Annotated in this window: 19 protein-coding genes; 11 read left to right on the top strand and 8 right to left on the bottom strand. The window is 57.9% G+C overall.

From position 1 onward, the window contains the following. Window position 1: 1 nt before the first annotated feature. The 5 genes from pgsA to ACM6JQ_RS25870 form a co-directional block, all read right to left on the bottom strand. Entirely contained in the window at window positions 2-562 is a 561-nt protein-coding gene (pgsA, locus tag ACM6JQ_RS25850) for a CDP-diacylglycerol--glycerol-3-phosphate 3-phosphatidyltransferase (RefSeq protein ID WP_007950102.1), read from the bottom strand. Between the two features lie 32 nt (window positions 563-594). Further along, on the bottom strand, window positions 595-2,418 hold the full coding sequence (gene uvrC / locus ACM6JQ_RS25855; protein ID WP_038368253.1) for an excinuclease ABC subunit UvrC: 1,824 nt from the start codon (window positions 2,416-2,418) through the stop codon (window positions 595-597). A gap of 2 nt (window positions 2,419-2,420) precedes the next feature. Next, window positions 2,421-3,062 (bottom strand): UvrY/SirA/GacA family response regulator transcription factor, encoded by a 642-nt coding sequence (uvrY, locus tag ACM6JQ_RS25860; RefSeq protein WP_016984198.1) that lies wholly within the window; start codon window positions 3,060-3,062, stop codon window positions 2,421-2,423. Window positions 3,063-3,189: 127 nt separating this feature from the next. After that, on the bottom strand, window positions 3,190-3,633 hold the full coding sequence (locus tag ACM6JQ_RS25865; protein WP_007912292.1) for a GNAT family N-acetyltransferase: 444 nt from the start codon (window positions 3,631-3,633) through the stop codon (window positions 3,190-3,192). After that, window positions 3,633-4,391 carry a carbon-nitrogen hydrolase family protein gene (locus ACM6JQ_RS25870; RefSeq protein ID WP_414894906.1) on the bottom strand — a complete coding sequence of 253 codons (759 nt, stop codon included), beginning with the start codon at window positions 4,389-4,391 and terminating at the stop codon, window positions 3,633-3,635. The genes ACM6JQ_RS25865 and ACM6JQ_RS25870 overlap by 1 nt, the downstream gene beginning before the upstream one ends. A gap of 616 nt (window positions 4,392-5,007) precedes the next feature. Between ACM6JQ_RS25870 and ACM6JQ_RS25875 the strand changes: the two genes are divergently transcribed. Beyond that, window positions 5,008-6,084: a 3-deoxy-7-phosphoheptulonate synthase gene (locus tag ACM6JQ_RS25875; protein WP_007912298.1), complete on the top strand. Its 1,077-nt coding sequence runs from the start codon at window positions 5,008-5,010 to the stop codon at window positions 6,082-6,084. Between the two features lie 55 nt (window positions 6,085-6,139). Here the strand turns inward: ACM6JQ_RS25875 and ACM6JQ_RS25880 are convergent, their stop codons facing one another. Continuing rightward, window positions 6,140-7,219: a hypothetical protein gene (locus tag ACM6JQ_RS25880; RefSeq protein ID WP_095113358.1), complete on the bottom strand. Its 1,080-nt coding sequence runs from the start codon at window positions 7,217-7,219 to the stop codon at window positions 6,140-6,142. 335 nt (window positions 7,220-7,554) lie between these two features. Here ACM6JQ_RS25880 and ACM6JQ_RS25885 point away from each other — a divergent pair, with 335 nt between their 5' ends. The 10 genes from ACM6JQ_RS25885 to ACM6JQ_RS25930 all read left to right on the top strand — a co-directional run bounded on the left by ACM6JQ_RS25885 (window position 7,555) and on the right by ACM6JQ_RS25930 (window position 20,609). Further along, window positions 7,555-8,424, top strand: coding sequence for a lipase family alpha/beta hydrolase (locus ACM6JQ_RS25885; protein WP_095113419.1), 870 nt, complete (start codon window positions 7,555-7,557; stop codon window positions 8,422-8,424). A gap of 97 nt (window positions 8,425-8,521) precedes the next feature. Then, window positions 8,522-8,803 carry a peptidylprolyl isomerase gene (locus tag ACM6JQ_RS25890; RefSeq protein ID WP_007912303.1) on the top strand — a complete coding sequence of 94 codons (282 nt, stop codon included), beginning with the start codon at window positions 8,522-8,524 and terminating at the stop codon, window positions 8,801-8,803. A 133-nt stretch (window positions 8,804-8,936) separates the two neighbouring features. Continuing rightward, window positions 8,937-10,805 (top strand): extracellular solute-binding protein, encoded by a 1,869-nt coding sequence (locus tag ACM6JQ_RS25895; RefSeq protein WP_007912304.1) that lies wholly within the window; start codon window positions 8,937-8,939, stop codon window positions 10,803-10,805. Next, complete coding sequence (locus ACM6JQ_RS25900) at window positions 10,805-11,866, top strand: microcin C ABC transporter permease YejB (protein WP_007912305.1); 1,062 nt, start codon at window positions 10,805-10,807, stop codon at window positions 11,864-11,866. The genes ACM6JQ_RS25895 and ACM6JQ_RS25900 overlap by 1 nt, the downstream gene beginning before the upstream one ends. Next, complete coding sequence (locus ACM6JQ_RS25905; protein ID WP_007912307.1) at window positions 11,866-12,888, top strand: ABC transporter permease; 1,023 nt, start codon at window positions 11,866-11,868, stop codon at window positions 12,886-12,888. Before ACM6JQ_RS25900 ends, ACM6JQ_RS25905 begins: the two co-directional genes overlap by 1 nt. A gap of 9 nt (window positions 12,889-12,897) precedes the next feature. Then, window positions 12,898-14,472 carry an ABC transporter ATP-binding protein gene (locus ACM6JQ_RS25910; RefSeq protein WP_414894907.1) on the top strand — a complete coding sequence of 525 codons (1,575 nt, stop codon included), beginning with the start codon at window positions 12,898-12,900 and terminating at the stop codon, window positions 14,470-14,472. Window positions 14,473-14,641: 169 nt separating this feature from the next. Further along, a complete protein-coding gene (locus ACM6JQ_RS25915) occupies window positions 14,642-16,048 on the top strand; it encodes a sigma-54 interaction domain-containing protein (protein WP_414894908.1) in 1,407 nt (468 codons plus the stop codon). Window positions 16,049-16,344: 296 nt separating this feature from the next. After that, on the top strand, window positions 16,345-17,736 hold the full coding sequence (locus tag ACM6JQ_RS25920) for a GntP family permease (RefSeq protein ID WP_007912313.1): 1,392 nt from the start codon (window positions 16,345-16,347) through the stop codon (window positions 17,734-17,736). A gap of 7 nt (window positions 17,737-17,743) precedes the next feature. Beyond that, on the top strand, window positions 17,744-18,517 hold the full coding sequence (gene hbdH, locus ACM6JQ_RS25925; protein WP_007912316.1) for a 3-hydroxybutyrate dehydrogenase: 774 nt from the start codon (window positions 17,744-17,746) through the stop codon (window positions 18,515-18,517). 136 nt (window positions 18,518-18,653) lie between these two features. After that, window positions 18,654-20,609 carry an acetoacetate--CoA ligase gene (locus ACM6JQ_RS25930; RefSeq protein WP_414894909.1) on the top strand — a complete coding sequence of 652 codons (1,956 nt, stop codon included), beginning with the start codon at window positions 18,654-18,656 and terminating at the stop codon, window positions 20,607-20,609. A 23-nt stretch (window positions 20,610-20,632) separates the two neighbouring features. Here ACM6JQ_RS25930 and ACM6JQ_RS25935 read toward each other — a convergent pair whose 3' ends face one another. Both ACM6JQ_RS25935 and ACM6JQ_RS25940 read right to left on the bottom strand, forming a co-directional pair. Continuing rightward, a complete protein-coding gene (locus tag ACM6JQ_RS25935) occupies window positions 20,633-24,481 on the bottom strand; it encodes a hypothetical protein (RefSeq protein WP_414894910.1) in 3,849 nt (1,282 codons plus the stop codon). 120 nt (window positions 24,482-24,601) lie between these two features. Further along, window positions 24,602-25,711, bottom strand: coding sequence for a PilT/PilU family type 4a pilus ATPase (locus ACM6JQ_RS25940; protein WP_414894911.1), 1,110 nt, complete (start codon window positions 25,709-25,711; stop codon window positions 24,602-24,604).

Consider the following 25,711-nt stretch of genomic DNA (forward strand, 5'->3'; position numbering starts at 1 on the left):
TTTATTTCTTTTCAACATCAGTCTTCAGGTGCGGCCAGGCGGCACGAAGGTATTGAACCATCGACCACAATGTCAGGCCAGCAGAGACCATCAGCAAGGCGTAACCCAGGATAACCCAGAAACTGAAGTCCTTAGGATTGGCCAGCAGGATTACCAGTGCGAGCATCTGCGCTGCGGTTTTCCATTTGCCGAGATTGGAAACGGCGACGTGGGCACGGGCGCCGAGTTCGGCCATCCATTCACGCAAGGCCGATACCACAATCTCGCGACCGATGATGACAGCCGCCGGCAGAGTGAGCCAGAGGTTGCCGTGTTCCTGGACCAGCAGTACCAGTGCCACCGCAACCATGAGTTTGTCGGCGACCGGATCGAGAAACGCACCGAAAGGCGTGCTTTGCTCCAGACGACGGGCCAGATAACCGTCCAGCCAGTCCGTCGCTGCCGCAAAGGCAAACACCGAGGCGGAGGCCATGTAACTCCACTGGTAAGGCAGATAGAACAGCAAAATGAAGATCGGGATGAGCAGGACGCGTAGAACGGTAATCAGATTAGGGATATTCATCGGCACAACTGGCTACGAGGTGAAGGGGCATTCTACTCGCTATGCAGGTTTGCATAAATCGACTCTGCGAGCTTTTTACTGATCCCCGGGGCTTTGGCGATCTCTTCGATGCTTGCACGAGACAGCTCCTGCAATCCACCAAAATGTTTCAACAAGTCGCGACGTCGGGTCGGCCCGACGCCGGCAACGCCTTCCAGCGTTGACGTACGGCGGGTTTTGCCGCGGCGTGCGCGGTGTCCTGTAATCGCGAAGCGGTGGGCCTCATCGCGGATCTGTTGAATCAGGTGCAGCGCCGGCGAATCGCCACGCAAGGTGAACTCATGCGCTGCATCATTCAGATACAACGTTTCGAAGCCCGCCTTGCGCGTAGCACCTTTGGCAACACCGAGGAGGATCAGGTCCGGCACGGCCAATTCGTTGAGAACATCTCGTGCCATCGACAGCTGGCCCTTGCCACCGTCCACTAGCAAGATGTCCGGCAACTTGCCCTCGCCTTCCTTGAGTTTGCTGAAGCGACGCGTCAGGGCCTGATGCATGGCGGCATAGTCGTCTCCCGCCGTGACCCCTTCGATGTTGTAGCGCCGGTAGTCCGACTTGATCGCGCCTTCCGGACCAAACACCACACAAGACGCGACCGTCGCCTCACCACTGGAATGACTGATGTCGTAGCATTCCAGGCGCTGCGGCGGCTCATCCAGGTTCAATACTTCGGCCAAGGCCTCAAACCGCGCGGCAGTGTGTTGACGGTTGGCCAGGCGCGCGCCCAACGCCTGCTCGGCATTGGTGACGGCCAGTTGCTGCCAGCGCGCACGCGTACCGCGCACCCGGTGACTGATGGCCAGCTCGCGACCACGCAACTCATGGATCGCTTCAATCAGAGTTGGAAAATCTTCATGCACCACGTTGACGATCAGCTCGCTCGGTAGATCGCGCTCAGGGCTGCTGATGAAGTATTGGCCGAGAAACGCGGCCATGACTTCCGACACATCCTCTTCGATACCGACTTGCGGAAAGAAATTCTTGCTGCCCAACACGCGCCCACCACGGACGCTGATCAAGTGCACGCAGGCGCCGCCCGGATTGACGAATGCCGCGATGACATCGATATCTCCCGTGCCGCCCTCCATGCTCTGTTGATCCTGGACTCGACGCAGCAGCGCGATCTGATCACGCAGTTCGGCAGCTCGCTCGAACTCCAGGTTGATTGCCGCCTCTTCCATTGCAGTCGACAATTCGTTGGTCAGCGCGTGACTACGCCCCTCAAGGAACATGACCGAGTGACGCACGTCTTCGGCATAAACCTCAGGCTCAACCAACCCCACGCAAGGCGCTTTGCAGCGTTTGATCTGATACTGCAGACAGGGACGGGTGCGGTTCTTGTAATAGCTGTCTTCACACTGGCGAACGAAGAAGGTCTTTTGCAGCAGACTCAGGCTTTCACGTATGGCGCCGGCACTCGGATAGGGGCCGAAGTACTTGCCTTTGGCTTTTTTCGCCCCGCGATGAATGCTCAGACGCGGGAACTGGCCGTCGGACAGAAATACGTAGGGATAGGATTTATCGTCGCGCAACAGGATGTTGTACGGCGGCCGCCATTCTTTGATCAGCGTCTGTTCAAGCAGCAGCGCCTCGGTTTCGTTGGCGGTGATGGTCGTTTCGACCTGCGCAATGCGCCCTACCAACGCGGCAGTTTTGGGCGCCAGACCGGTTTTGCGAAAATAGCTGGCCAAGCGTTTTTTCAGGTTCTTGGCCTTGCCCACGTACAACAGGCGTGCATCGCTGTCGAACATGCGATAGACGCCCGGGCGCCCGCTGACTGTCGACAGAAACGCGCCGGAATCGAATGTGTCAGTCATGGTCAGAGGCTGGCATCAACCATGCCGTGACGAACCGCCAACAGTGTCAACTCGACGTCGCTGCTGATCGAAAGCTTCTCGAAAATACGGTAGCGATAGGTGTTCACGGTTTTCGGCGACAGACACAACTTGTCGGAAATGATCTGTACCTTCTGACAGCCAACAATCATCAGGGCGATCTGAATTTCCCGCTCGGACAAGGCATCGAAAGGAGAGTCGTTGGACGGCTGAAAGGATTTGATCGCCAATTGCTGGGCGATCTGCGGACTGATATAGCGCTGGCCGGCGAACACCAGGCGAATGGCCTGGACCATTTCCGGCAAACCCGCGCCTTTGGTCAGATAACCCGCGGCACCCGCCTGCAGCAAGCGTGTCGGGAAAGGATCCTCTTCACACACCGTAACCGCGACCACCTTGATGTCCGGATGACTGCGCAACAGTTTGCGCGTGGCTTCCAGACCGCCGATGCCAGGCATCTTGACGTCCATCAGCACCACATCGGGCTTCAACTCTCGGGCCTTGATCAGGGACTCTTCCCCGGATTCGGCCTGGCCAACCACCTGCAAGCCATCGATATCGGCCAGCATACGTGTAATGCCTGTACGAACGAGATCATGGTCATCGACCACTAGCACCCTAATCAAGCAGACACCTCGCGATATGGTCATATTGGGATGCCGGACACCTTAGCAAAAAGAGCCACACAGACCTAGCGGAAAGCATCATTTAAAAAGTTTCAATTCATCATTGAAGGCTTGCCGGCCGTGGGTTTCAGAGCACATGTGTACTGATATCAAGCTGCATTCGCAGAAAACACTCGTCCGCGCCCTGAACCTGTAGGCCTTTTCTTTCATACAAGTTTCTCGCCGGATTATTTTCGAATACGGTCAGCCGCAAAGCCGGACGCTTTTCTTTGCGAGCCATCTCGATAACCTGATCAATCGCCCAGGAACCCAGGCCCCGCCCCTGAAACGCTTCAGCAATCTGCAGTTCACGAATGTACAACGCGCGCATATCCCGGCTGAGGCTGAGATAACCTGCCGGCACATCACCCTGCACTATCAGCCAGTTCTGCCGCCCCGACCACGCCACGTCAAACGCCTCGTCCTGCCATAACAGGTCATGGTGAATGTAGTAGCGCAGCATGTTCTGACAGGTGAGATCGCGGGCAAACGCCAGATCCTCTGGACTTGCGAGACGTAAGCGCAATGTCATCAGGCTTGCACAACAGGAACTACTCGCCCCTGCCATCCACCCTCGTGGCGCTCGGCGATTACCAGAAGATCGCCCGCCCCTGGCGCCGCAACGACCAACGAACCATCTTCAGACCAGATGCCACTGCGCCCTGCGGATTGCCATCCACCGGTTAGCCCGCCGTGATTGGCCATCAACACAGCCATCGAATGTTGCCGGGCATAACCCTGAAGTATTGCTGTGTCGGCTGCGTACCCTTTTTCGCTGATCAATACACCGGCCGCGTACAAGCCAGCGCCCTGATCAGCGGCCGCTGCAGCATGGCTGGCATGTGAGAAATCGGCGCACACCGCCAATGCGATCACTTCGCCGCCAATGTTCAGCGTCGACCCGCCGACACCTGGGGCAAAAACAAGCTCCTCGCCCGAGTGCAAATGCTGCTTGCTGTACACGCCGAGCGAGCCATCAGCGCCCAGGACGACGGCACCGATCAAAACCGAAGCACCGTCTTCAAGCCGAATCGGCATGCCGACGACGGCCGTTATACCAAGCGCTCGGGCCAAATCCCTCAGAGGTTGCAGCACGGCATCTTGCGGGTCTATCGCCAAAGCTGCCGCCACCTCTCCCTCGTAGCCAGTCAGCGACAACTCGGGAAAAACCAGCAATTCGACGCCTTGCTGCGCAGCGATCTCAATGAAGCGACCATGCCGGGTAATGTTTGCAGAAAGATCACCGGCGATGGAAATGGTCTGGGCAGCAGCAATAGTCAATGTCGACACGTTTCATCCTTGGCAATCAAGCAAAGCACAGAGTGTCACCACTCTTGCGTGACTCTAGCAATAGGCGTTTTGTTGATCAGGCCATAGCAATTTCTGATTGCTGAGGCGTATCAGCCTCTAGTAAGCTCGGCCCATTCATCGGAGACAGACCATGCTCAACGCCCTCTCACAGCTTCGTACCGCCAGCGCCCTGCGCTCGGTTGCGGCTGCCCGGGTGAATGACGTTTGCGCTCCGATCAGCTTTTATTTTGGGTATTGGTTTAGCCACTGGCGCGCCTGATACCCAAACGGCGCCCATAAAAACGGGTCGCCTACCAGAGAATTCTCAACCCCCGGTCGGCCTCCCGACCGGGGGTTTTGTTTTTTCAGCCCCACACTTTTTCAGCAACACACCAGACACTTTGAGGATTCACGAAATGAACTACGCCACTTATTACCGTTACGACAGCTTTAGCGCCTGGCGATTTACCAGCTTCCGCTCGGGACAGCCTGCCGCCTCCGATCGGTCACCTACAGGTGGCAAGCACACACATATAGCCAATACGGCCAACTGTCGAACACCCCAGTAGGGCCGAGTGCGCGGGAAGAACCCGCCGCCAGCCCAGGAAGACCGAATATGAACTCGTCCGTTTCTGCTCTGCCACTGTCCACCCTGAACCCTGCCAACGAAGCATTGACCCTGCGTCTGCCCAGCTCGTTGCAACTCAAACAGCAATTGCCTCTGAGCAATGCCTTAAGCCTGCAAGTCACCAACCACCGCCAGGCGGTTCGTGCCATTCTCAATGGCCAAGATCCGCGACTGCTGGTTATCGTTGGCCCCTGCTCCATCCACGACCCGCAATCGGCACTCGAATACGCGGGCAAACTCGCTCGACTGGCTGAAGAAGTCAGCGGCGAAATGCTCTTGGTGATGCGCGCCTACGTCGAAAAACCACGCACCACGGTCGGCTGGAAAGGTCTGGCCTACGACCCACACCTGGATGGCAGCGATGACATGGCTGGCGGCCTGACTCTGTCACGCGAGCTGATGCTGGAAATGATCCGTCTCGGCTTGCCGGTGGCCACAGAATTGCTGCAACCGATGGCCGCCGGCTACTTCGATGACCTGTTGAGCTGGGTGGCCATTGGCGCCCGCACCACTGAATCGCAGATTCACCGAGAGATGGCCAGTGGTTTGAGCATGCCGGTCGGCTTCAAGAACGGCACCGACGGCGGCGCAGCCATTGCGGTTGACGCCATGCGTTCGGCAGCCCATCCGCACCGGCATTTCGGCGTCGACAGCCAAGGTCATCCGGCCATCATTCAAACGCCAGGCAACCCCGACACTCATCTGGTATTGCGCGGGGGCCATAAAGGGCCGAACCATGATCGCGAGAGCGTGGCAAAAATCCACGCTGACCTGAACCGACTGAAGATTCCAGGCCGAATCATGGTCGACTGCAGCCACGCCAACAGCGGCAAAGATCCATTGCGCCAGCCAGGCGTATTCAACGAAGTGCTCGAGCAACGCCTGCAAGGTGATCGCGCACTGATCGGCATGATGATTGAATCGCACCTGTTCGAAGGCTGCCAGCCACTGAGCGAGTCCCTGCGTTACGGGGTGTCGATTACCGATGGCTGCCTCGGTTTCAGCGCAACGGAACACCTGCTCCTTGACGCCGCACAACGCCTGGCGGCACAGGTAAAAGCCTGACAACCAGGCTTGCCCTCCAGATTCAGTGCAATCCGGAGGGCTGGCCACGTTCCCGCTATGCCTCCACTTGCACCTGCGCCACCGCCGATGCCTGACTGACATCGTCCAGACGCTCAACCGTGTAGGCCACACGCACGGTCGTGCCATGGTGCTCACGCCAGAACCGGTGTGGCACGATAAAGATCAGCGGCTTTCCCGCCGTCTCCCGAGTGATCTCACGGTCATCCCGGTGGTTGAAAAGATCGCCGTCGCACTTGAGATAAACCAGCTCACCTTCCTGCGTCTGGGCATTACCGATCACGACGGTGACACCATCGACTGAATCCTCTTTCAGCAACACGCCATTTTCAGCTTCCAGCACGTCGGGAGCATCCAGTTCACCACGAAGGAGCGGAGCGACGAGGATTTTTGTCACCTCGGATTTTCGCACTGCTCCACCGGCCTGCTCGACTCGATAGCTCACCATCACTTCGCCACCGAGATGCGCTGCGATGTGCGCCCCGTCAACCCAGAACGACAGCACGTCAGCGACAGCACAGGCTTCAACCTTCAAGCTGTCGCTGAACGCTGCGGGCAGTGCGTCAGCGCCCCACAGCAACCTGACCCGATCCCCCACCGCCATTCGGGCGTAAGGCTGGATAACGATTAGCGTGCCTTCCGTCACTCGCTCCGGATCCAGTGTTCCCCTTATCGCCCCCTCGACAACTGGTGCAAGCAACTGCGGCGGAGTATCTCCCACAGACAATTGCACCCGTGCAGATAGCGCAGGGACGGACGCGCCCGCACTGAGCAGCTTCCAGTAGACCTCCAGCGAGCCGCCATCCAGCGCCGCGATGTGCATGCCTTTGATAACGAAAACGACATCCTTGCCGACCTGGGCTTCGCTGACATAACGAACCATTTCATGCTGATAAGCAAAGCCCTCTATATCCAGACCGTCCCAACTCAACAGCAACTGATCGCCACAGGTCATGTTTGCATAAGGGGCAATACGGGCAACGACCTTGCCAAGAGAAGGGTCCAGCACCGCCCCCTCCAGACAATCCAGGGTTGCCGCTGGCAGCAGTTCGTTCGCCACACAGGGACTGACGGGGTGACGCATCCGGTAGCAAAACTCGACTTCATGCGTGTGCATTGGTGGCTCCATTCCTTGGAAAAAACGCCGTGTAGGTGGACGGCGTCGACAGCCAACATTTAACCCGCCCTCTCACATTTTCGATGTCAGCCCGATCCGCCGCAGGTTCCCGGCAAAGGCCTCCAACTGGGTAGGCAAACTGCACAAAACCGCTATCAACCGGGCGAAAGATGGCCGCAACTTCCGATTCGGATTTCATAAGTATCTGAAAATTCGTACAGCACCTAGTCCAGATTCAACGGCCAAGAGAAGCCTCTTCTTACTTCTTCAACGGGACGAGTGTTTTAGAGTGGCCTCGGTACTCCCCGATGAACTTCTGCGAAAAAGGTAAGAACATGCAACGGAATGCTTCAACTCGTTATCCCGTCCTGTTGGTACATGGCCTGTTCGGATTTGAGCGCATTGGTCATTTCGAGCTGTTCCATGACGTAAAGAACGCGCTGAAAGCCGGCGGCAGCCGAGTGTTTGTTCCGCACCTCTCTGCCACCCACAAAAACGAAATACGAGGTGAACAACTGCTTGCACAGATTGATCGTGTATTGCGGGGCACAGGTGCCGAAAAAGTCAATCTCATCGGACACAGCCAGGGCGCACTGGCTGCCCGATACGCTGCGGCGCTTGCGCCACACGCGGTAGCCTCGGTGACTTCTGTCAGCGGTCCGAACCACGGTTCGGAGCTGGCCGACTTTCTGCGCAAGGCACTGGTGCCCGGGCGACTGCCCGAGGCGGTCGCACAGAATGTTGCGACCCTGTTCGGCAACTTTCTTTCGCTGCTCAGTGGCAGTGCAAGATTGCCGCAAAACGCGCTGGCGGCACTCAATGCCTTGACTACCGAAGGCGTGGGCGATTTCAACGACAAGTTTCCTCAAGGGTTGCCCGGGAGCTGGGGCGGCCACGGCGCGGAGCAAGTCAATGGTGTGCGTTATTACTCATGGAGCGGCGTCCTGCCGGCTGACAGTCCATCGACACTCGATCCGACCCGGAACATTTGCCATGCGCTATCGCAATACTTCATGACCGAGACCCAGCAGAATGACGGTTTCGTCGGTCGCTTCAGTTCTCATCTGGGGCAGGTTATCCGCTCCGACTATCCGCTGGACCATCTGGGCAGCCTGCGCCGCACGGCCAGTCCCATCACGACCCTGCCCGACCCGATTGAACTGTACGTTGAACACGCCGAACGTCTGCACGCCGCCAATCTCTGAGCAAAGCTGCGGACAATCGAACGGAACTTTGCCGAGAATTCGCCCACTGAATCCGGTAGGCTCCACACTTTACTGAAATAGATTGGAGAGTTTCCCCATGGCTAAAGCCACTGCCCGCCACATCCTGGTTTCCAGCGAAGACAAGTGCAACGAACTCAAGGCCCAGATCGAAGGTGGCGCTGATTTCGCCGAAGTTGCCAAAGCCAACTCCACCTGCCCGTCCAGCCGCCAGGGCGGTGATCTGGGTTCGTTCGGTCCTGGCCAGATGGTCAAGGAATTCGACACCGTGGTCTTCAGCGCGCCAATCAACGTCGTGCAAGGTCCAGTGAAAACCCAGTTCGGTTATCACCTGCTGGAAGTCACCAGCCGTCAGGACTGATCCGTCGCCTGATTGCTTATCAACGGCCCGCCTTCTGGTGGGCCGTTGTGTTTCAGTTACACATACGGCTGGCGACTGGCGCGCCTCTCGCGTACAACTTGCGCTTATCGATTTCCCGGTTCCAAGGCTGACGATGCGACTGGTTTTCCCCACATTGATGCTCACCGCCCTCGCCCTGCTGACGGGCGCTACCGGCGCGAACGCTGCACCGCAACACGCGCTGACTGTTTATGGCGAACCCGCCAAGTACCCTGCCGGCTTCAGTCACTTCGACTACACCAACCTGCAAGCGCCCAAGGGCGGGACGATGCGCCGCTCGGCCATCGAAATCGGCCACTTCGATCATGTTCTTCCTTATATAGACAAAGGCATCGGCGTCACCCAGATCGATGGTTTGCTCTATTCGCCGCTGGCCCAGCGTTCGCTGGATGAGCCTTACACGGTTTACGGACTGGTCGCGCAAAAGATGGAGCGCTCGGATGACGGTCTGTCGCTGCGATTTTTCATCAATCCCAAGGCACGTTTTGCTGATGGCAAGCCGATTACCGCCGAAGACGTACGCTACACCTACGATTTATTGATGACCCAGGGCAGCCTGCGTTATCGCACCCAGTTTGCTGACGTCAAAGGCGTCGAAGTGGAAGGCCCGTTGACCGTGCGTTTCGACTTCAAGAGCAATGAAAACCGCACCCTGCCACTGGACGTCGCGACCCTGCCGGTATTTCCCGAGCACTGGTGGAAGAGCCGCGATTTCGCCGGGGGTGGCGGGTATGAACCACCACTGGGCAGCGGCCCTTATCGAGTCGGCAAAGTCGATTCAGGGCGCAGCATCACCTTTGAGCGCAACGCCGACTGGTGGGGCAAGGATTTGCCGGTCAGTCGCGGCCTCTACAATTTCGATCATTTCAGCATCGAGTACTTCGGTGATACCGACGTCGCCCGGCAAGTGCTGCGCGGTGGTGCTTATGACTACAACCGCGAGTTCTCGGCCACCGGCTACTCGATCGGCTACGACAGCCCCGCACTGAGCGACGGACGCCTGCAAAAAGCGCATCTGGCCACCGAGGCGCCCCAGTCGGCCCAGGGGTTTGTGTTCAATCTGCAAAAACCTGTATTCGCCGATCGCCGCGTGCGCCAGGCCCTGGCCATGCTCTGGGACTTCGAATGGAGCAACCGGCAGATGATGCGCGGCATGTATATCCGTCAGCAGAGCTACTTTTCCAACACGCAATTGGCCGCAAGCGAATTGCCCGATGCGCAGGAACTGAAAATTCTCGAACCGCTGCGCGGTCAGGTTCCCGATGAAGTCTTCAGCAAAGTCTTTGAAGCACCGAAAACCGACGGCAGCGGCCTGATCCGCGACAAACAATTACAGGCCCTCGAATTGCTCGAACAGGCTGGCTGGAAACCGGATGGCGATCAACTGGTGAATGCCCAGGGCGAGCCGCTGACCTTCACCTTCCTGGTCAGCCAGAACGGCATGGACCGCTTGCTGCTGCCGTACAAGCGCACGCTGAAACAGATCGGCATCGACCTGAATATTCGCCGCATCGACTCTTCGCAATACGTCAATCGCCTGATGAGTCGTGACTACGACATGATCGTCACCGGCTATCCGGTCAGCACTTCGCCGGGAGGCGAGTTGCTCAATTACTTCGGTTCCGCATCGGCCAACGACCCGGGCGCGAACAACTACATGGTGTTGAAAAACCCTGCCGTGGATACGCTCATCAACGGTCTGATCCGCGCCTCCACGCAGTCCGACATGCTGCGCTACGCCCATGCTCTGGACCGCGTTCTGCAATGGAATTACTACTGGATTCCCAACTACTATCCACCGGGCACCTCGACCGTGTGGTGGAACCGCTTCGGCATACCGTCGGTGCAAGCCAGCAATGACGAAGCCATCGAGAGCTGGTGGGAAATCAGCAGCACGCCGCTGACCAATCAACAGATGACGGCCGAGAAGATCGCCCGTGGCAGACCCGGAGGACCGCACTGATGTGGGGTTACATACTGCGGCGCCTGCTGCTGATCATCCCGACGCTGGTGATCATCCTGCTGGTCAATTTCGTGATCATCCAGGCCGCGCCCGGCGGTCCGGTGGAACAGGCCATCGCCCACCTGCAAGGGATCGGCGGCGCTAGTGTCGGCGGTGGTGCCAGCGAAACCATGAGCGGTACTTCCCGCGCCAGTCGCGGTCTCGATCCGCAACTGATCAAGGACATCGAAAAACAGTACGGCTTCGACAAACCGGCTCACGAACGCTTGTGGCTGATGTTGAAGAACTACGCGCAACTGGATTTCGGCAAGAGCTTCTTTCGTGGCGCGACGGTCACCGACCTGATCCTGGAAAAAATGCCGGTGACCATTTCCCTCGGGCTGTGGGCGACGCTGATCACCTATCTGGTGTCGATCCCGTTGGGGATCCGCAAGGCTGTGCACCATGGCAGTCATTTCGATATCTGGAGCAGCACGGCGATCATCATCGGCTATGCAATGCCAGCGTTTCTGTTTGCGATGTTCCTGATCGTGGTGTTCGCCGGCGGGACGTCATTGAACTGGTTTCCGGTGCGTGGCCTGGTCTCGGACAACTTCGAATCACTGTCGACTCTCGGCAAGATTGCCGACTACTTCTGGCACCTGGTGCTGCCGGTCACGGCGCTGGTGATTGGTGGTTTCGCCACACTGACCATCCTGACGAAAAACTCGTTTCTCAATGAGATCACTCGCCAGTACGTGGTCACCGCGCGCGCCAAAGGTCTGAGCGAACGTCGCGTGCTCTACGGACATGTGTTCCGCAACGCAATGCTGCTGGTGGTGTCAGGCATCCCGCAGGCGTTCATCAGCGTGTTCTTCGCCGGTTCCTTGCTGATCGAAGTGATCTTCTCCCTCGACGGTCTCGGGCGCATGAGCTACGAAGCCGCGGTTTCGCGGGATTACCCGGTGGTGTTCGGTTCGCTGTTCATCTTCACCCTTTTCGGCCTGCTGATAAAACTCGTCGGTGACTTGTGTTACACGATGGTTGATCCGCGTATCGATTTCGCCGCGAGGAACGCCTGATGTTCAAGCTTTCGCCGCTGGGCCGTCGGCGCTTCGAACGCTTCAAGAAAAACCGCCGTGGCTGGTGGTCGCTGTGGCTGTTTATCGGCCTGTTTGTGCTGACACTGGGCGGTGAGTTGATCGCCAATGACAAGCCTTTGGTCGTCAGCTATCAGGGCCAATGGTACTTCCCGGTGTTCAAGCGGCATACCGAGCAGGAGTTCGGCGGGCAACTGCCGTTCCAGGCCGATTACCGCAGCGACTATGTGCAGAAGCTGATTCGCAAGGACGGTGGCTGGTTGCTGTTCCCACCGATTCCATTCAGTGACGACACACCAAACTACGATCTCAACAAACCGGCGCCGAGCCCGCCGACGTCGGTCAACTGGCTGGGCACCGACGATCAATCGCGAGATGTACTGGCGCGAGTGATTTTCGGCGCACGGGTGTCGATTCTGTTTGCCTTGATGCTGACGTTTGTCAGCGCCCTCATAGGCATCGCCGCCGGGGCTTTGCAGGGCTACTACGGCGGCTGGGTCGATCTGCTCGGGCAACGCGTGCTGGAAGTCTGGTCGGGGTTGCCGGTGTTGTATCTGTTGATCATCCTCTCCGGTTTCGTCGAACCGAATTTCTGGTGGTTGCTGGGGATCATGGCGCTGTTTTCGTGGCTGGCACTGGTGGATGTGGTGCGCGCCGAGTTCCTGCGCGGACGCAACCTGGAATACGTCAAAGCCGCCCGCGCGCTGGGCCTGAGCGACCGCAAGGTGATCTTCCGGCACATTCTGCCCAACGCCATGAATGCGACACTGAGCTACCTGCCGTTCATTCTGACCGGGGCGATTTCCACCCTTACTGCGCTGGATTTTCTCGGTTTCGGCATGCCTGCCGGCAGCGCCTCGCTGGGTGAGTTGATCGGTCAGGGCAAACAGAACCTGCAAGCACCGTGGCTTGGGTTGACAGCGTTTTTCACCTTGGCGCTGATCCTTTCTTTATTGGTGTTCATCGGCGAAGCGTTACGCGACGCGTTCGACCCTCGATCATGAAGCGTGGCCATGACTGACAACCTGATTGAAATCCGTAACCTCAACGTCGCCTTCCATGGCCAGAACGTGGTGCGCGACCTGTGTCTGGACATCCGCCCCGGCGAATGTCTGGCGCTGGTGGGCGAATCGGGCTCGGGCAAATCGGTGACCGCCCATTCGATTCTGCAATTGCTGCCCGAAAGCGAAGCACAAACCACTGGCAGCATTCGCTATCGCGGACAGCAACTGATCGGCGCCGATCCCAAGGTCTTGCGCGAGTTGCGCGGCAACCGCATCGCGATGATCTTTCAGGAGCCGATGACCTCGCTCAATCCGCTGCACACCATTGAAAAGCAGATCGGCGAAACCTTACTGCTGCACCGTGGCCTCGGCGGCAAAGCGGCGCAGGCGCGGATCCTCGAACTGCTGGGACTGGTGGGCATCCAGAAACCCAAGGAACGCCTCAAGGCTTACCCGCATCAACTCTCCGGCGGCCAACGGCAACGGGTGATGATCGCCATGGCGCTGGCCTGCGAACCGGAGCTATTGATCGCCGATGAACCGACTACGGCGCTCGACGTGACGGTGCAGCGCAAGATCCTGCTGCTGCTCAAATCCCTGCAGCAACGCCTGGGTATGTCGCTGCTGCTGATCAGCCATGACCTCAATCTGGTGCGCAGTATTGCCCAGCGCGTGTGCGTGATGAAGGCCGGGGAAATCGTCGAACAGGCGCCCTGCGAAACCTTGTTTACCGAGCCGAAACATCCTTACAGCTGCGTGCTGCTCAACGCCGAACCCGAAGGCGAAGCCCTGCCCCGGGATGAACGCGAAAACGTGCTGGAGGTCGATGACCTGAAGGTTGAGTTTGTCGTCGGTGGCGGTCTGTTTCAGCGCAAGCAATACCTGCGGGCGGTGGATGGCATCAGCCTGAGCATCCAGCGTGGCAAGACCCTCGGCATCGTCGGCGAGTCCGGCTCAGGCAAGTCGACGCTGGGTCAGGCGATCCTGCGTTTGCTCGACTCCGAGGGCGGTATCCGCTTTCAGGGCCAAGCGCTCGACGGCCTCAATCAGAAGCAGATGCGGCCGTGGCGCCGGCAAATGCAGGTGGTGTTTCAGGATCCGTTCGGCAGTCTCAGCCCGCGCATGTCAGTGGCGCAGATCATCAGCGAAGGCCTGGAAGTGCACTGCGAGTCGAGCGCTGATGAATGCGACGAACAAGTGATCCGCGTGCTTAAAGAAGTCGGCCTCGACCCCGAGAGTCGCCATCGCTACCCACACGAGTTCTCCGGTGGCCAGCGCCAACGCATTGCCATCGCTCGGGCGCTGGTGCTGAAACCGGCACTGATCCTGCTCGACGAACCAACGTCGGCGCTGGATCGCACGGTGCAGAAACAAGTGGTCGCCCTGCTCCGCCAGCTTCAGGAAAAACACGGTCTGACCTATCTGTTCATCAGCCATGACCTGGCGGTGGTGCGCGCCCTGGCCCACGACATGATCGTGATCAAGGACGGCAAAGTGGTCGAACGTGGCGCCAGCCATGATGTGTTCGATGCGCCGCAGCATCCGTACACCAAAGAGCTGTTGGCGGCGGCGCATCCGGGGTAGGCATAATCGGGGATCGACGTGAAACCGAGTCGCGGCCATCGCTGGCAAGCCAGCTCCCACAAGGGGCTGCGGTGTACACAACAGGTGTGAACGACCGAGAACCCTGTGGGAGCTGGCTTGCCAGCGAAGAGGCCCGCATCAACAACTCAAATTCCGGACCAGCCGCCAGATGAACACCACCGAAAGCCTCAAGGACTACCAACGGGTTCGCACCCTCGCGATCCGTTCGCTGTTCGAGATCATCGAGCAGTCCAGCGAAGGCACGGTGATTGTCGACCGCGATGCCAACATCGTCTGGATGAACGAGCGTTACGCCCGGCGTTTCGGTCTTGAATCGGCAGCAGGCGCGATCGGCAAACCCTGTGAAAGCGTGATTCCCGGCAGCTTGTTGCGGGAAGTGGTGCGCACCGGCCGCCCTATTCTTCTGGACATGCAAGACACGCCAAAAGAGCCTTTGGTGGTGATGCGCCTGCCGATCCATGACGACGCCGGCACGGTGATCGGCGCGATCGGATTTGCCCTGTTCGACGAGTTGCGCACGCTGTCGCCGATGCTCAAACGCTACTTGAGCATGCAGGAAGAACTGGCCTCGACCCGTTCTCTGCTGCGCGCCCGACAGACCAAGTACAACTTCGCCCATTTCATCGGCACCAGCGCCGCCAGCCTCGAAGTCAAACGCCGTGCCCGACGCAGTGCCAGCGCCGAGTCGCCGGTGTTGCTGCTCGGCGAGACCGGCACTGGCAAAGAGTTGCTGGCCCAGGCGATTCACAGTGCCTCGCCACGGGCACACAAAGCCTTTGTCAGCATCAACAGCGCGGCGATTCCCGAGGCACTGCTGGAGGCAGAATTTTTCGGCACGGCACCGGGCGCCTTTACCGGTGCCGACCGCAAGGGCCGCACCGGCAAGCTGCAGATTGCCCAGGGCGGCACGCTGTTTCTCGACGAAATTGGCGACATGCCGCTGCCCTTGCAGAGCAAGCTGCTGCGCGTGTTGCAGGAAAAGGAGTTCGAACCGGTCGGCTCCAACGAGGTGATTCAGAGCGATGTGCGTGTGATTGCCGCCACCTCGACCGATCTGCAAGCGGCGATCAAACGCGGTGAGTTCCGCGCCGATTTGTACTATCGCCTCAATGTGTTGCCGATTCAGGTGCCGCCATTGCGTGAGCGTCTCGATGATCTGCCGGCGCTCAGCGAAGCGATCCTTGAAGAGCTGCGCAGTCAGCATGAGCTGCACCGTGATGCTCTCGAACTGCTCGGGCAACACGCCTGGCCGGGGAACATTCGCGAGCTGCGCAATGTGCTGGAGCGGGCGGCGTTGCTCAGTGATGACTTGATGCTGACCGAGCAGGATATTCGCGCGGCGATTGGCACGTTGACGCCGGTTGAACGTGCGTCCGTGCCGACGATAGAGGCGCTGGCTGAAGAGACATTCGCTCAGGCGCGGGAGCGTTTTGATCGACAACTGATCCAGGCAGCTCTTGCGCAATGTGCGGGGAACGTGCCCGAGGCAGCGGCTCGACTGGGGCTGGGGCGGTCGACGTTATACAAAAAAATGGTGGCACTGGGGATTGCTTGAGTCTCTATAAAGAGACATAAATCTCTTTTTTTAGATCAGTTATTTGAAGAGCAAAAGATCGCAGCCTTCGGCAGCTCCTACAGGGGCAATTCGGGTTCGCACTGTAGGAGCTGCCGAAGGCTGCGATCTTTTCGGTTTAACTCAGTCTCTAAAAGGAGACGAAACCGTTGAAAACCTTTAGTCACAACCAATAAAATCCATATATTTCAATAACTTAAATATCTGGCACAGATCTCGCTAATACCTCTCCCACACCCGTTCCACCCACAAAAATAACAATTCTGGAGAGACACACCATGAGTGTGATCATTGCCTTGGCAGCCCTGGCGCTGCTGATGCTGGCTGCCTACCGTGGCTATAGCGTTATCCTCTTCGCCCCGATTGCTGCCCTCGGCGCCGTCCTGCTCACCGACCCCTCCGCCGTCGCTCCCGCGTTCACCGGGGTGTTCATGGAAAAAATGGTCGGGTTCATCAAGCTGTATTTCCCTGTGTTCCTGCTCGGCGCCGTGTTCGGCAAGTTGATCGAACTGTCGGGGTTCTCCCGCTCGATTGTCGCTGCGGCCATTCGCTTGCTGGGCACCAAACAGGCGATGCTGGTGATCGTGCTGGTCTGCGCCTTGCTCACTTACGGCGGCGTGTCGCTGTTCGTGGTGGTCTTCGCGGTTTACCCGTTTGCTGCCGAGATGTTCCGCCAGAGTAATATTCCCAAGCGGCTGATCCCGGCAACGATCGCCCTCGGCGCGTTCTCGTTCACCATGGACGCCCTGCCCGGCACCCCGCAGATCCAGAACATCATCCCCAGCACGTTCTTCAATACCACCGCGTGGGCGGCGCCGTGGCTGGGCGTGATCGGTACAATTTTCGTGTTCTGCGCCGGCATGCTGTTTCTGCAACGTCAACGCAACAAGGCCCAACGCGCTGGCGAAGGCTACGGCACTGAATTGCGCAACGAGCCGGAAACCGCTGAAGACCTGAAACTGCCAAACCCATGGCTTGCGCTGTCGCCGTTATTGGCGGTGGGCATCATGAACCTGCTCTTCACCCAGTGGATTCCGCAGTGGTACGGCAAGACCCACAGCCTCGCGCTGCCGGGCATGGCGGCTCCGGTCACCACCGAGATCGCCAAACTGACGGCGATCTGGGCCGTGCAGGCGGCTTTGCTGGTTGGCATTCTGATGGTGCTGGCATTCGGCTTTCAGGCGATTCGCAGCAAACTCGCCGAAGGTAGCAAAAGTGCAGTCAGCGGTGCATTGCTGGCGGCGATGAACACCGCGTCGGAATACGGCTTCGGCGCGGTGATCGCGTCGCTGCCGGGCTTTCTGGTGCTGGCGGACTGGCTCAAGCAAATCCCCAATCCGCTAGTCAACGAAGCCATCACCGTGACCCTTTTGGCCGGTATCACCGGCTCCGCCTCGGGCGGTATGAGCATTGCGCTGGCGGCGATGTCCGAGCAGTTCATCAGTGCAGCCCACGCCGCGAATATTCCGCTGGAAGTGCTGCACCGCGTCGCCGCGATGGCCAGTGGCGGCATGGACACCCTGCCGCACAACGGCGCGGTCATCACCTTGCTTGCGGTGACGGGCCTGACCCACCGCGAAGCCTATAAAGACATTTTCTGTATTACGCTGATCAAGACCCTGGCGGTTTTCGTAGTGATCGGCACTTTCTACGCCACTGGCATTGTGTGAGGTATTCATGACGACTCTTTCCGGCAAGACCGCCCTGGTGACCGGTTCCACCAGCGGCATCGGTCTGGGCATCGCACTGAGCCTGGCCAAGGCTGGCGCCAATCTGATTCTCAACGGTTTTGGCGATGCATCGAAAGTCATCGCCGAAGTCGCCCGGTTCGGCGGCAAGGTCGGCCATCATCCGGCCGATGTCAGTGATCCGGCGCAAATTGCCGACATGATCAATTACGCCGAGCGCGAGTTCGGCGGCGTCGACATTCTGGTCAACAACGCCGGCATCCAGCATGTCGCCGCCGTGGAGGATTTCCCCGTCGAGCGCTGGGACTCGATCATTGCCATCAACCTGTCTTCGGTGTTTCACAGCACGCGCTTGAGCCTGCCGGGAATGCGCGCCAAAGGCTGGGGGCGGATCATCAATATCGCCTCGGTACATGGCCAAGTCGGCTCCACCGGCAAAGCGGCTTATGTGGCCGCCAAACACGGCGTGATCGGTTTGACCAAAGTGGTCGGTCTGGAAACCGCGACCAGCAACGTCACCTGCAACGCGATCTGTCCGGGCTGGGTGCTGACGCCGCTGGTGCAGAAACAGATCGATGACCGCGCAGCCAAGGGTGTCGATCCGCAGCAGGCGCAGCATGATTTGCTGGCAGAGAAACAGCCGTCGCTGGAGTTCGTGACACCGCAGCATCTGGGCGAACTGGTGTTGTTTTTGTGCAGCGAAGCTGGCAGTCAGGTGCGTGGGGCGGCGTGGAATATTGATGGTGGGTGGTTGGCGCAGTAATGCTGCGTTCCTGTAGGAGTGAGCCTGCTCGCGATAGCGGTGTGTCAGCCCCGTAACAGTTAACTGACAAACCGCCATCGCGAGCAGGCTCACTCCTACAGGGGAATTTTTGTAATCCGATAACAAGAGGCAAACAATGTCCGACATCCTCTGGCAACCCGACGCTACCCGTATCGCCCAATCGCGCATGGACACCTTCCGTCGTGCCGTGAACCAACGGCACTCGCTGAAACTCGACGACTACCCTGCCCTGCACCAATGGAGCGTCGAGCAGCGCCCGGAGTTCTGGCAGGCGATTGTCGATTTCTTCGATATCCGCTTCCACACTCAGCCCGATGCGGTGCTGCGCGAAGGCCCAAACATGCCCGACGCCGAGTGGTTTCCCGGCGCCACGCTGAACTTCGCCGAACACCTGCTGCGCCGGCGTGACGATGCAGTGGCGGTGATCAGCGTGGCGGAGAACGGTCAGCGCGAGCAATTGACCTGGGCCGAACTCGCCGAGCATGTCGCCGGATTTCAAGCCAGTTTGCAGGCCGCCGGCGTCGGTATCGGTGATCGTGTCGCCGCGTGCATGCCGAATACCTGGCAGACGCTAGTGGCGATGCTGGCCACCACCAGCCTCGGCGCGATCTGGTCGTGCTCCTCGCCGGATTTCGGCACCCACGGCGTGATTGATCGTTTCGGCCAGATCGAACCCAAGGTGCTGCTCACCTGCGCCGGTTATCGCTATGCCGGCAAAACCATCGACCAGACTGACAAGATCAACGGAATACTCGAGCAACTGCCAACGTTAAGGCAGTTGATCATCGTGCCTTATGCCCAGCCGCACGCCCACGTCGAGACTTACCGGACTCACGCCGAAGTGACCTTGTGGGATGACTTCTATCAAGCCGGCGGCGAAGCGGATTTTGTCCCGGTGCCGTTCAGTCATCCGCTGTACGTGTTGTATTCCAGCGGCACCACTGGCGTGCCGAAATGCATCGTCCACAGCACCGGCGGCGTACTGCTGCAACACGTCAAGGAACACGGCCTGCATTGCGATCTCGGCCCGGGCGATCGACTTTTCTACTACACCACCTGCGGCTGGATGATGTGGAACTGGCTGGTTTCGGCGCTCGCGGTCGGCAGCGCCGTGGTGCTCTACGACGGCTCGCCGTTTCACCCGGACAACCAGCGTTTGCTCGATTTGATCGACGACGAACGCATCAGCGTGTTCGGCACCAGCCCCAAGTTCCTCGCCACCCTGGAAAGCAGCGGTGCGAAACCCCGTGAAAGTCATGACCTCGGTAGCCTGAAGACGCTGCTGTGCACCGGTTCGGCGTTATCGCCGCAAAGCTACGATTTCGTCTATCGCGACTTCAAACCGGATGTGTGCCTGGCGTCGATGTCAGGCGGCACCGATATCGTTTCGTGCTTCGTCAATGCCAATCCACTGTCCTCGGTGCGGGCCGGCGAGATCATGGGCAAGAGCCTGGGCATGGCGGTGGAAGTCTGGAATGACGCCGGCCAACCGGTGATTGGCGAAAAAGGCGAACTGGTCTGCATCCGGCACTTTCCGGCCATGCCGATCGGTCTGTGGAATGACCCCGACGGAACGAAACTGCGGCAATCGTATTTCAGCCTCTTTCCGGGCGTCTGGGCACAAGGCGATTACGCCGAGCAACGGCCGCACGGCGGGATGCTGATCCATGGCCGCTCCGACGCCGTGCTCAATCCGGGAGGCGTGCGCATTGGCACGGCAGAGATTTATCGCCAGGTCGAGAAAATCGCCGAAGTGCTGGACAGCGTCGCCATCGGTCAGCAGTGGCAGGATGATGTGCGGGTTGTGCTGTTTGTCAGGTTGCGTGAAGGGTTAGCGCTGGATGAGGCGCTGGAACAACGCATCCGCCAGGTTATCCGCGCCAATACCACCCCAAGGCACGTGCCGGCGAAGATCGTTGCGGTGACGGACATTCCGCGCACCATCAGCGGCAAGATTGTCGAACTGGCCGTACGTGAAGTGGTGCATGGACGGCCAGTGAAGAACACCGATGCGCTGGCCAATCCCGAAGCGCTGGAGCAGTTTCGGGATCGGCCGGAGCTGGAGATCTAGTACAACAGATTTGCGCCAGATGACTACACCGGTCTGACCCAGCCATCTGCCAGGGGCGGATCAGTCAGATCGTGTGTAGATGTGGCGTTCAGTTTGATCAATACAGGTCCGATAATCGTGCCCTCGACATTGTTGTCAACGGCTGCGCGAAGCACTCGCAGATTGCTTTCAAACGTCACTTTATCGGTGCTCATCTGGCTGAGGAGCGAGGTGAGCACTGCCAGAGAATCGGCGTTTTCAAAGGCCTTGGTACTTGGGTGAAAGACGTTGCTGGAATCTGCAACCGCCAGTCGCCCCAAGGCAAGATTAAGCAGTGCAGCCACGTCCAGCTGTTGCCCACCCTTGGTAACGCCATCGACATCCAGGGCATAACCGACATCATTGTTCTGTACGACCCCATGAAATAACTCGTGAATCACATCATCCGCTACTACGTCGTGGTTCATGCCCTTATCGATGAACTGTCGATTGATATTGGGTGTATTGATCTGGATGAACGGAATCGGACTCTGCCCACCGGCGCGCTTCCATTGCTGGTAGGCCTGCGCATCAAACTCAGCGATGTCGTTCGTCTCCTTGAGCGGATCGAGAAAGAAGTTGCTCATGGAAACGCCGGCAAAATCCGCCCTGACCAACCGCAGATAATCCAACACACGATTCGCCGCATCGCTGGAGGTCTGGCCCATCAATATTTTGATCAGCGCATCGCGCTCAGCCCGGTAGTCATGGCTGGTCAACACACTGATTGCACTTTCTATTTTTGCCCGTGCCCGGGGCAAGCTTTGCTCGATGAACAGTCGTGTATAACTGACGGGCAAGGTGTGATTGGCACGCGGCAACCGAAGTGACGCAGTAAAGTTGAAATGCCCCAGAGCCGGCCCCCAGGGCTTGCCCAAACTATCCAGTGCATACCACTTGTAGTTATTGCGCGCCGCCAGCACCGTGAGCGTGTCCGAAGCTGAAGCATTCGGCCGCCAGGTACCATGCGCTATTGAAGCATTATCCGCTGAGCGGATCAGGTGCTTGCCTTTATTACTGCCGTGCAACGTGGTCAATTGAGATTTGGCCAGTCCCAACAGTTCCAGCGTAGGCTTGCTGAATCGCAGTAATCCCTTGTGAACGAGTTTGCCGACGCCGTACACCGCCGTGGGTACTCCATCCACCGGATTGAAAGCCGATACGGAGGTTGCCACCACTAGTTTGGTCACGCGCGCGGCTTTGCCGGCCGCAGAGATTGCCTTGGCGGAAATGCTCAAGGCTTTGACACCGGCGCCATAGAATGCGCCACCCAAAGCAATGGCATCCATGAGGCAACCGTAGATCCCGTCTACGACTCGATTGTGCTCACCCGTTGATATGTCCTCGATACATTTTTTGAAAGGCACGGCCAGATCAACGAAGTAAGTGGCGATTTTCTCGCCTTTGGCCCGCTCTGCTTCGAGTTCCGTTGGCTCGGTGGCCGCCGCTACCAGTTCTTCAAACTTGATGACAGGATGATGATTGATGATGAAGTCGGCCAGGCGCACAAGTTGTGGATTGCTGAAGTTCTTGTAAACACTCTTGTCCAGCTGGATCGGATTGGCAGCAGCGCTCAGCACGCCCAGTTTTTCAGCGATGGCCTGACCAGATCCTGAACTGAAGTCTGGAGAATCGCCATGTAAGTACTTGGAGAAATCAATATTGAAAGACGTTTTAGCGATGGGCTCGTCTTGTTTCTTCAGATCACCCTTAAAATCCAGTCTGGCGGGTTTCTGGAACAAGCCTCTGCTGACCAGTTCATTACCAAGCTGATTATTCTTTACCAGTTCGCCCCGCAACGTAAACAGCTCATAGGCAGTCAGCTCCGCACCATTTGACACGCACATCAATAGTCCGAAACGCCCGGTGGCAGCATCCTTGCCTTGGCGTGTTTCATAGTCCACCTCAAAGGTAAAAGGTCCGGCGGCGCGAAACGACGAAGTTTCAATCGCACGGTCGCGGAAGGTAAAGAAGGTGACAGTGCCTGTCAGAAAGGCCTGCAGATCCCTATGAGGCATGTTGGAAAGCGCCAGTTTCACCGTGGCAACCAACGAGCGATTGAGGTTTTCCAGATAGACCCGCAACTGGCGATGAAACTCTTGGTCATTCGGGCGCAGGCGACGTAGCCGTGGAAATTCTTCGTGGATACTCGCAACCGAAGGGTCATGACGTTTGGGCCGTTCGTAGTTGGTCACACCACCATGCAAGGAAGGAATATTGGAGTAGACGTTATCCGGGAAGATTTCCGGCCGATCCCAAGCCCCTCCAGACAGATCGCCGGACATATGCAAATCGATCATGCAGGCGGCCGTCGGAGACGCGCCGAGGCCCGGATGCTGGTGAAGTACTTTTTCTTCCAGAAAGTCACACAACGGCGCGGCATCTTCCAGCGCTTCTTTTGCGATCAGACGTCTGTCCGGCAGCCGCCCGAAGCGCGGAACGAAGTTGTCTGCATACTCCTGGAATGCAGACAGCGCACGTTCTGTGGTGGCCTTTTCCTTATTCGCCAATTCAGACGACGTCACCACATCATTGATCAATGCCCAGTCGATCATCGGGCCGATCATTGCCATATCACGCAGGTGTATCTGCGCCTCACCCAGTGGCTCCAGTTCGCCATAGGCGACTATTTGCGCATAGCTCATCACCCGCGCAGCGCCCTTTCGCACAGACTCGGCCAAGACGACGGCGCGGCAATAACTCATCCATTCCACCGACCCCATCAGTAGCGAAGACGGAATACCCTTGACCATAAATTCCGGAGCAATGCCCGTCAGCAACAAGTGCGCAGCAACGGCTGCCAAACCGGCCGATGCCATTTGTTTGGCTACCAAAAAGGCCCGTAGCTCCTGGCAAATAACGGAGGCCTGGCGGCCGACATTGCTCGGGGCATAAAGCTGCAGGCCTGCGATGGACTTGCGAACGGCGTTACCGCCAATCGATGGGTCGATATCCAGCAACAGGGCAGTTACCAACAACTTGGCGAGACCACGATTTGATGGTATCTCTCCCGGCTGCGAACCCAGCCACTGCAGTTTTTGCAGATAAGCCGTGGCCAGATCACGCGCATAGTCATGGCTAAGTACACGCACAATCCATCCGTCAGCATTCTCTGCGGTGACGGATGTTTGTCCGGTATTACGGTGCAGAACGTCCAATAGCTTTTGGCCTGCTCCCACCAGTTGCGTTGTTACCGAACGTATGGCGCGGCATTGTTCGGCAGACAGCACGATCAGCGAATGATCTTCTGCATCCAGCAATTCCCAGAAATTGCCGAGCGAATCCACCTGCGGATTGAATTCGAAGTAACCGATCAGATTCTGGGTTTGCACCAAGGTTTGCGGGACGGGCAAATTGTGGAACTTTAGCCATTGATCAATGTTGACGTCATCGGCGTCGTAGATATATCCACGAGCCTGCCTGGCGATATCACCGACCAGCAGAACATTTTGATAAAGGCGGGTACGATGGGGGATATTGTCGATATCCACTTCATGCCATTCCCCGGTGTCCTTTCGAAAGACTTCGACCCCACCGTTTTCATTTACTCTGACCAAGACGGTATTAAGCGCACGATGGCGACGTAGCTCACTCATAATCCGCTCGTTGTCGAGCAATTTGCTCCAGAGCACGCGCCCAGGATTAAAAACCTCATGAAAAGACGATCCCGCCTGCACATCAACGGCGTAGCCCTGCCAGCTATAAACCGGATCAACGCCTTGCTCTTTGACTGCATCGCGCAACTGAGCAAGTACGGCCTCTCGCTCTTCAGCGTCAATCGCTTGTCGGCGCTGCTGCTCTTGATGGGCAACGCTGTAAGACTTGAATAACTTCCCTGAACTTTCAGATAACATCACGACTTCCTTATAAATATAGATGCGCTCTAGCTGAGCAAGTAAAGTTAACCCCACTCATCGCCAAAGACGCCATCAAACATTTATAAGTTCGTATGTAAGAAATTAAAAAAACAACAACTACTCCAATAAACCCCAACCATCACTCCCGTCGCCCGCGCCAATCCCACCCTCAACTTTCAGCTTGATCTTCAGCTTCAGATTGGTTCCAGAGTCGGCATGTTTCATCACCTCCTCTTCGTTAACAACATGACTCTCAAACAAATCGAACAATGATTGATCAAACGTCTGCATACCCTGCGCCACGGATTTTTCCATGATCGTTTTAAGCTCGCCTAATTCATTACGATGTATCAGATCTCTGACAGTCGGCGTTCCCAGCATGACTTCCACAGCTGCCCGTCTCTGCCCGTCAACGGTGCGCACCAATCGTTGGGAAACACAGGCTTTAAGATTATTGCCCAACGTCTGCAACAACTGCGGTCGTCGCTCTTGCGGGAACATATTGATAATCCGGTCGAGCGCCTGATTGGCGTTAATAGCGTGCAACGTCGAGAGCACCAGATGCCCGGTATCGGCGAATGCCAGCGCATGTTCCATGGTTTCGCGGTCACGGATTTCGCCGATCAGCACCACATCCGGTGCCTGACGCAGGGTGTTTTTCAGGGCGGCGTGGAAACTGCGCGTATCGACCCCGACTTCCCGTTGATTGATGATCGAACGCTGGTGGCGATGGATGTACTCGATCGGATCCTCGATGGTGATGATGTGCCCGCTGCTGTGGCGATTGCGGTGGTCGATCAGCGCAGCCAGCGACGTCGATTTGCCGGAATCGGTGGCACCGACAAACAGAATCAGCCCCTGCTTGAGCATGACGGTTTCGAGCAGTACCGCTGGCAGTTTCAGATCAGCGAAACGCGGAATGTCGAGTTTGACGTTGCGAATGACGATCGATACATCGTTGCGCTGTTTGAAGATATTGACGCGAAAGCGGCCAATGCCCGTTCGCGAAATCGCCAGGTTCATTTCCAGATCCCGGTCGAACTCCCGTCGTTGCTCGGCGTCCATCAGGGAGGCTGCGATGGCGGCCGTTTCACCGTTTTTGAAAGGTCGTTCGCTCAACGCCGTGAGCACGCCGTCGACGCGCGCACTGGGCGCTGCTCCCGTTGACAGGAACAGATCCGAACCGTTTTTATTGGACAAAACTGACAACAGTGCATCGATTTCCAT

This window comes from Pseudomonas sp. IT-232MI5 (assembly GCF_949767845.1).
Lineage (GTDB): Bacteria > Pseudomonadota > Gammaproteobacteria > Pseudomonadales > Pseudomonadaceae > Aquipseudomonas.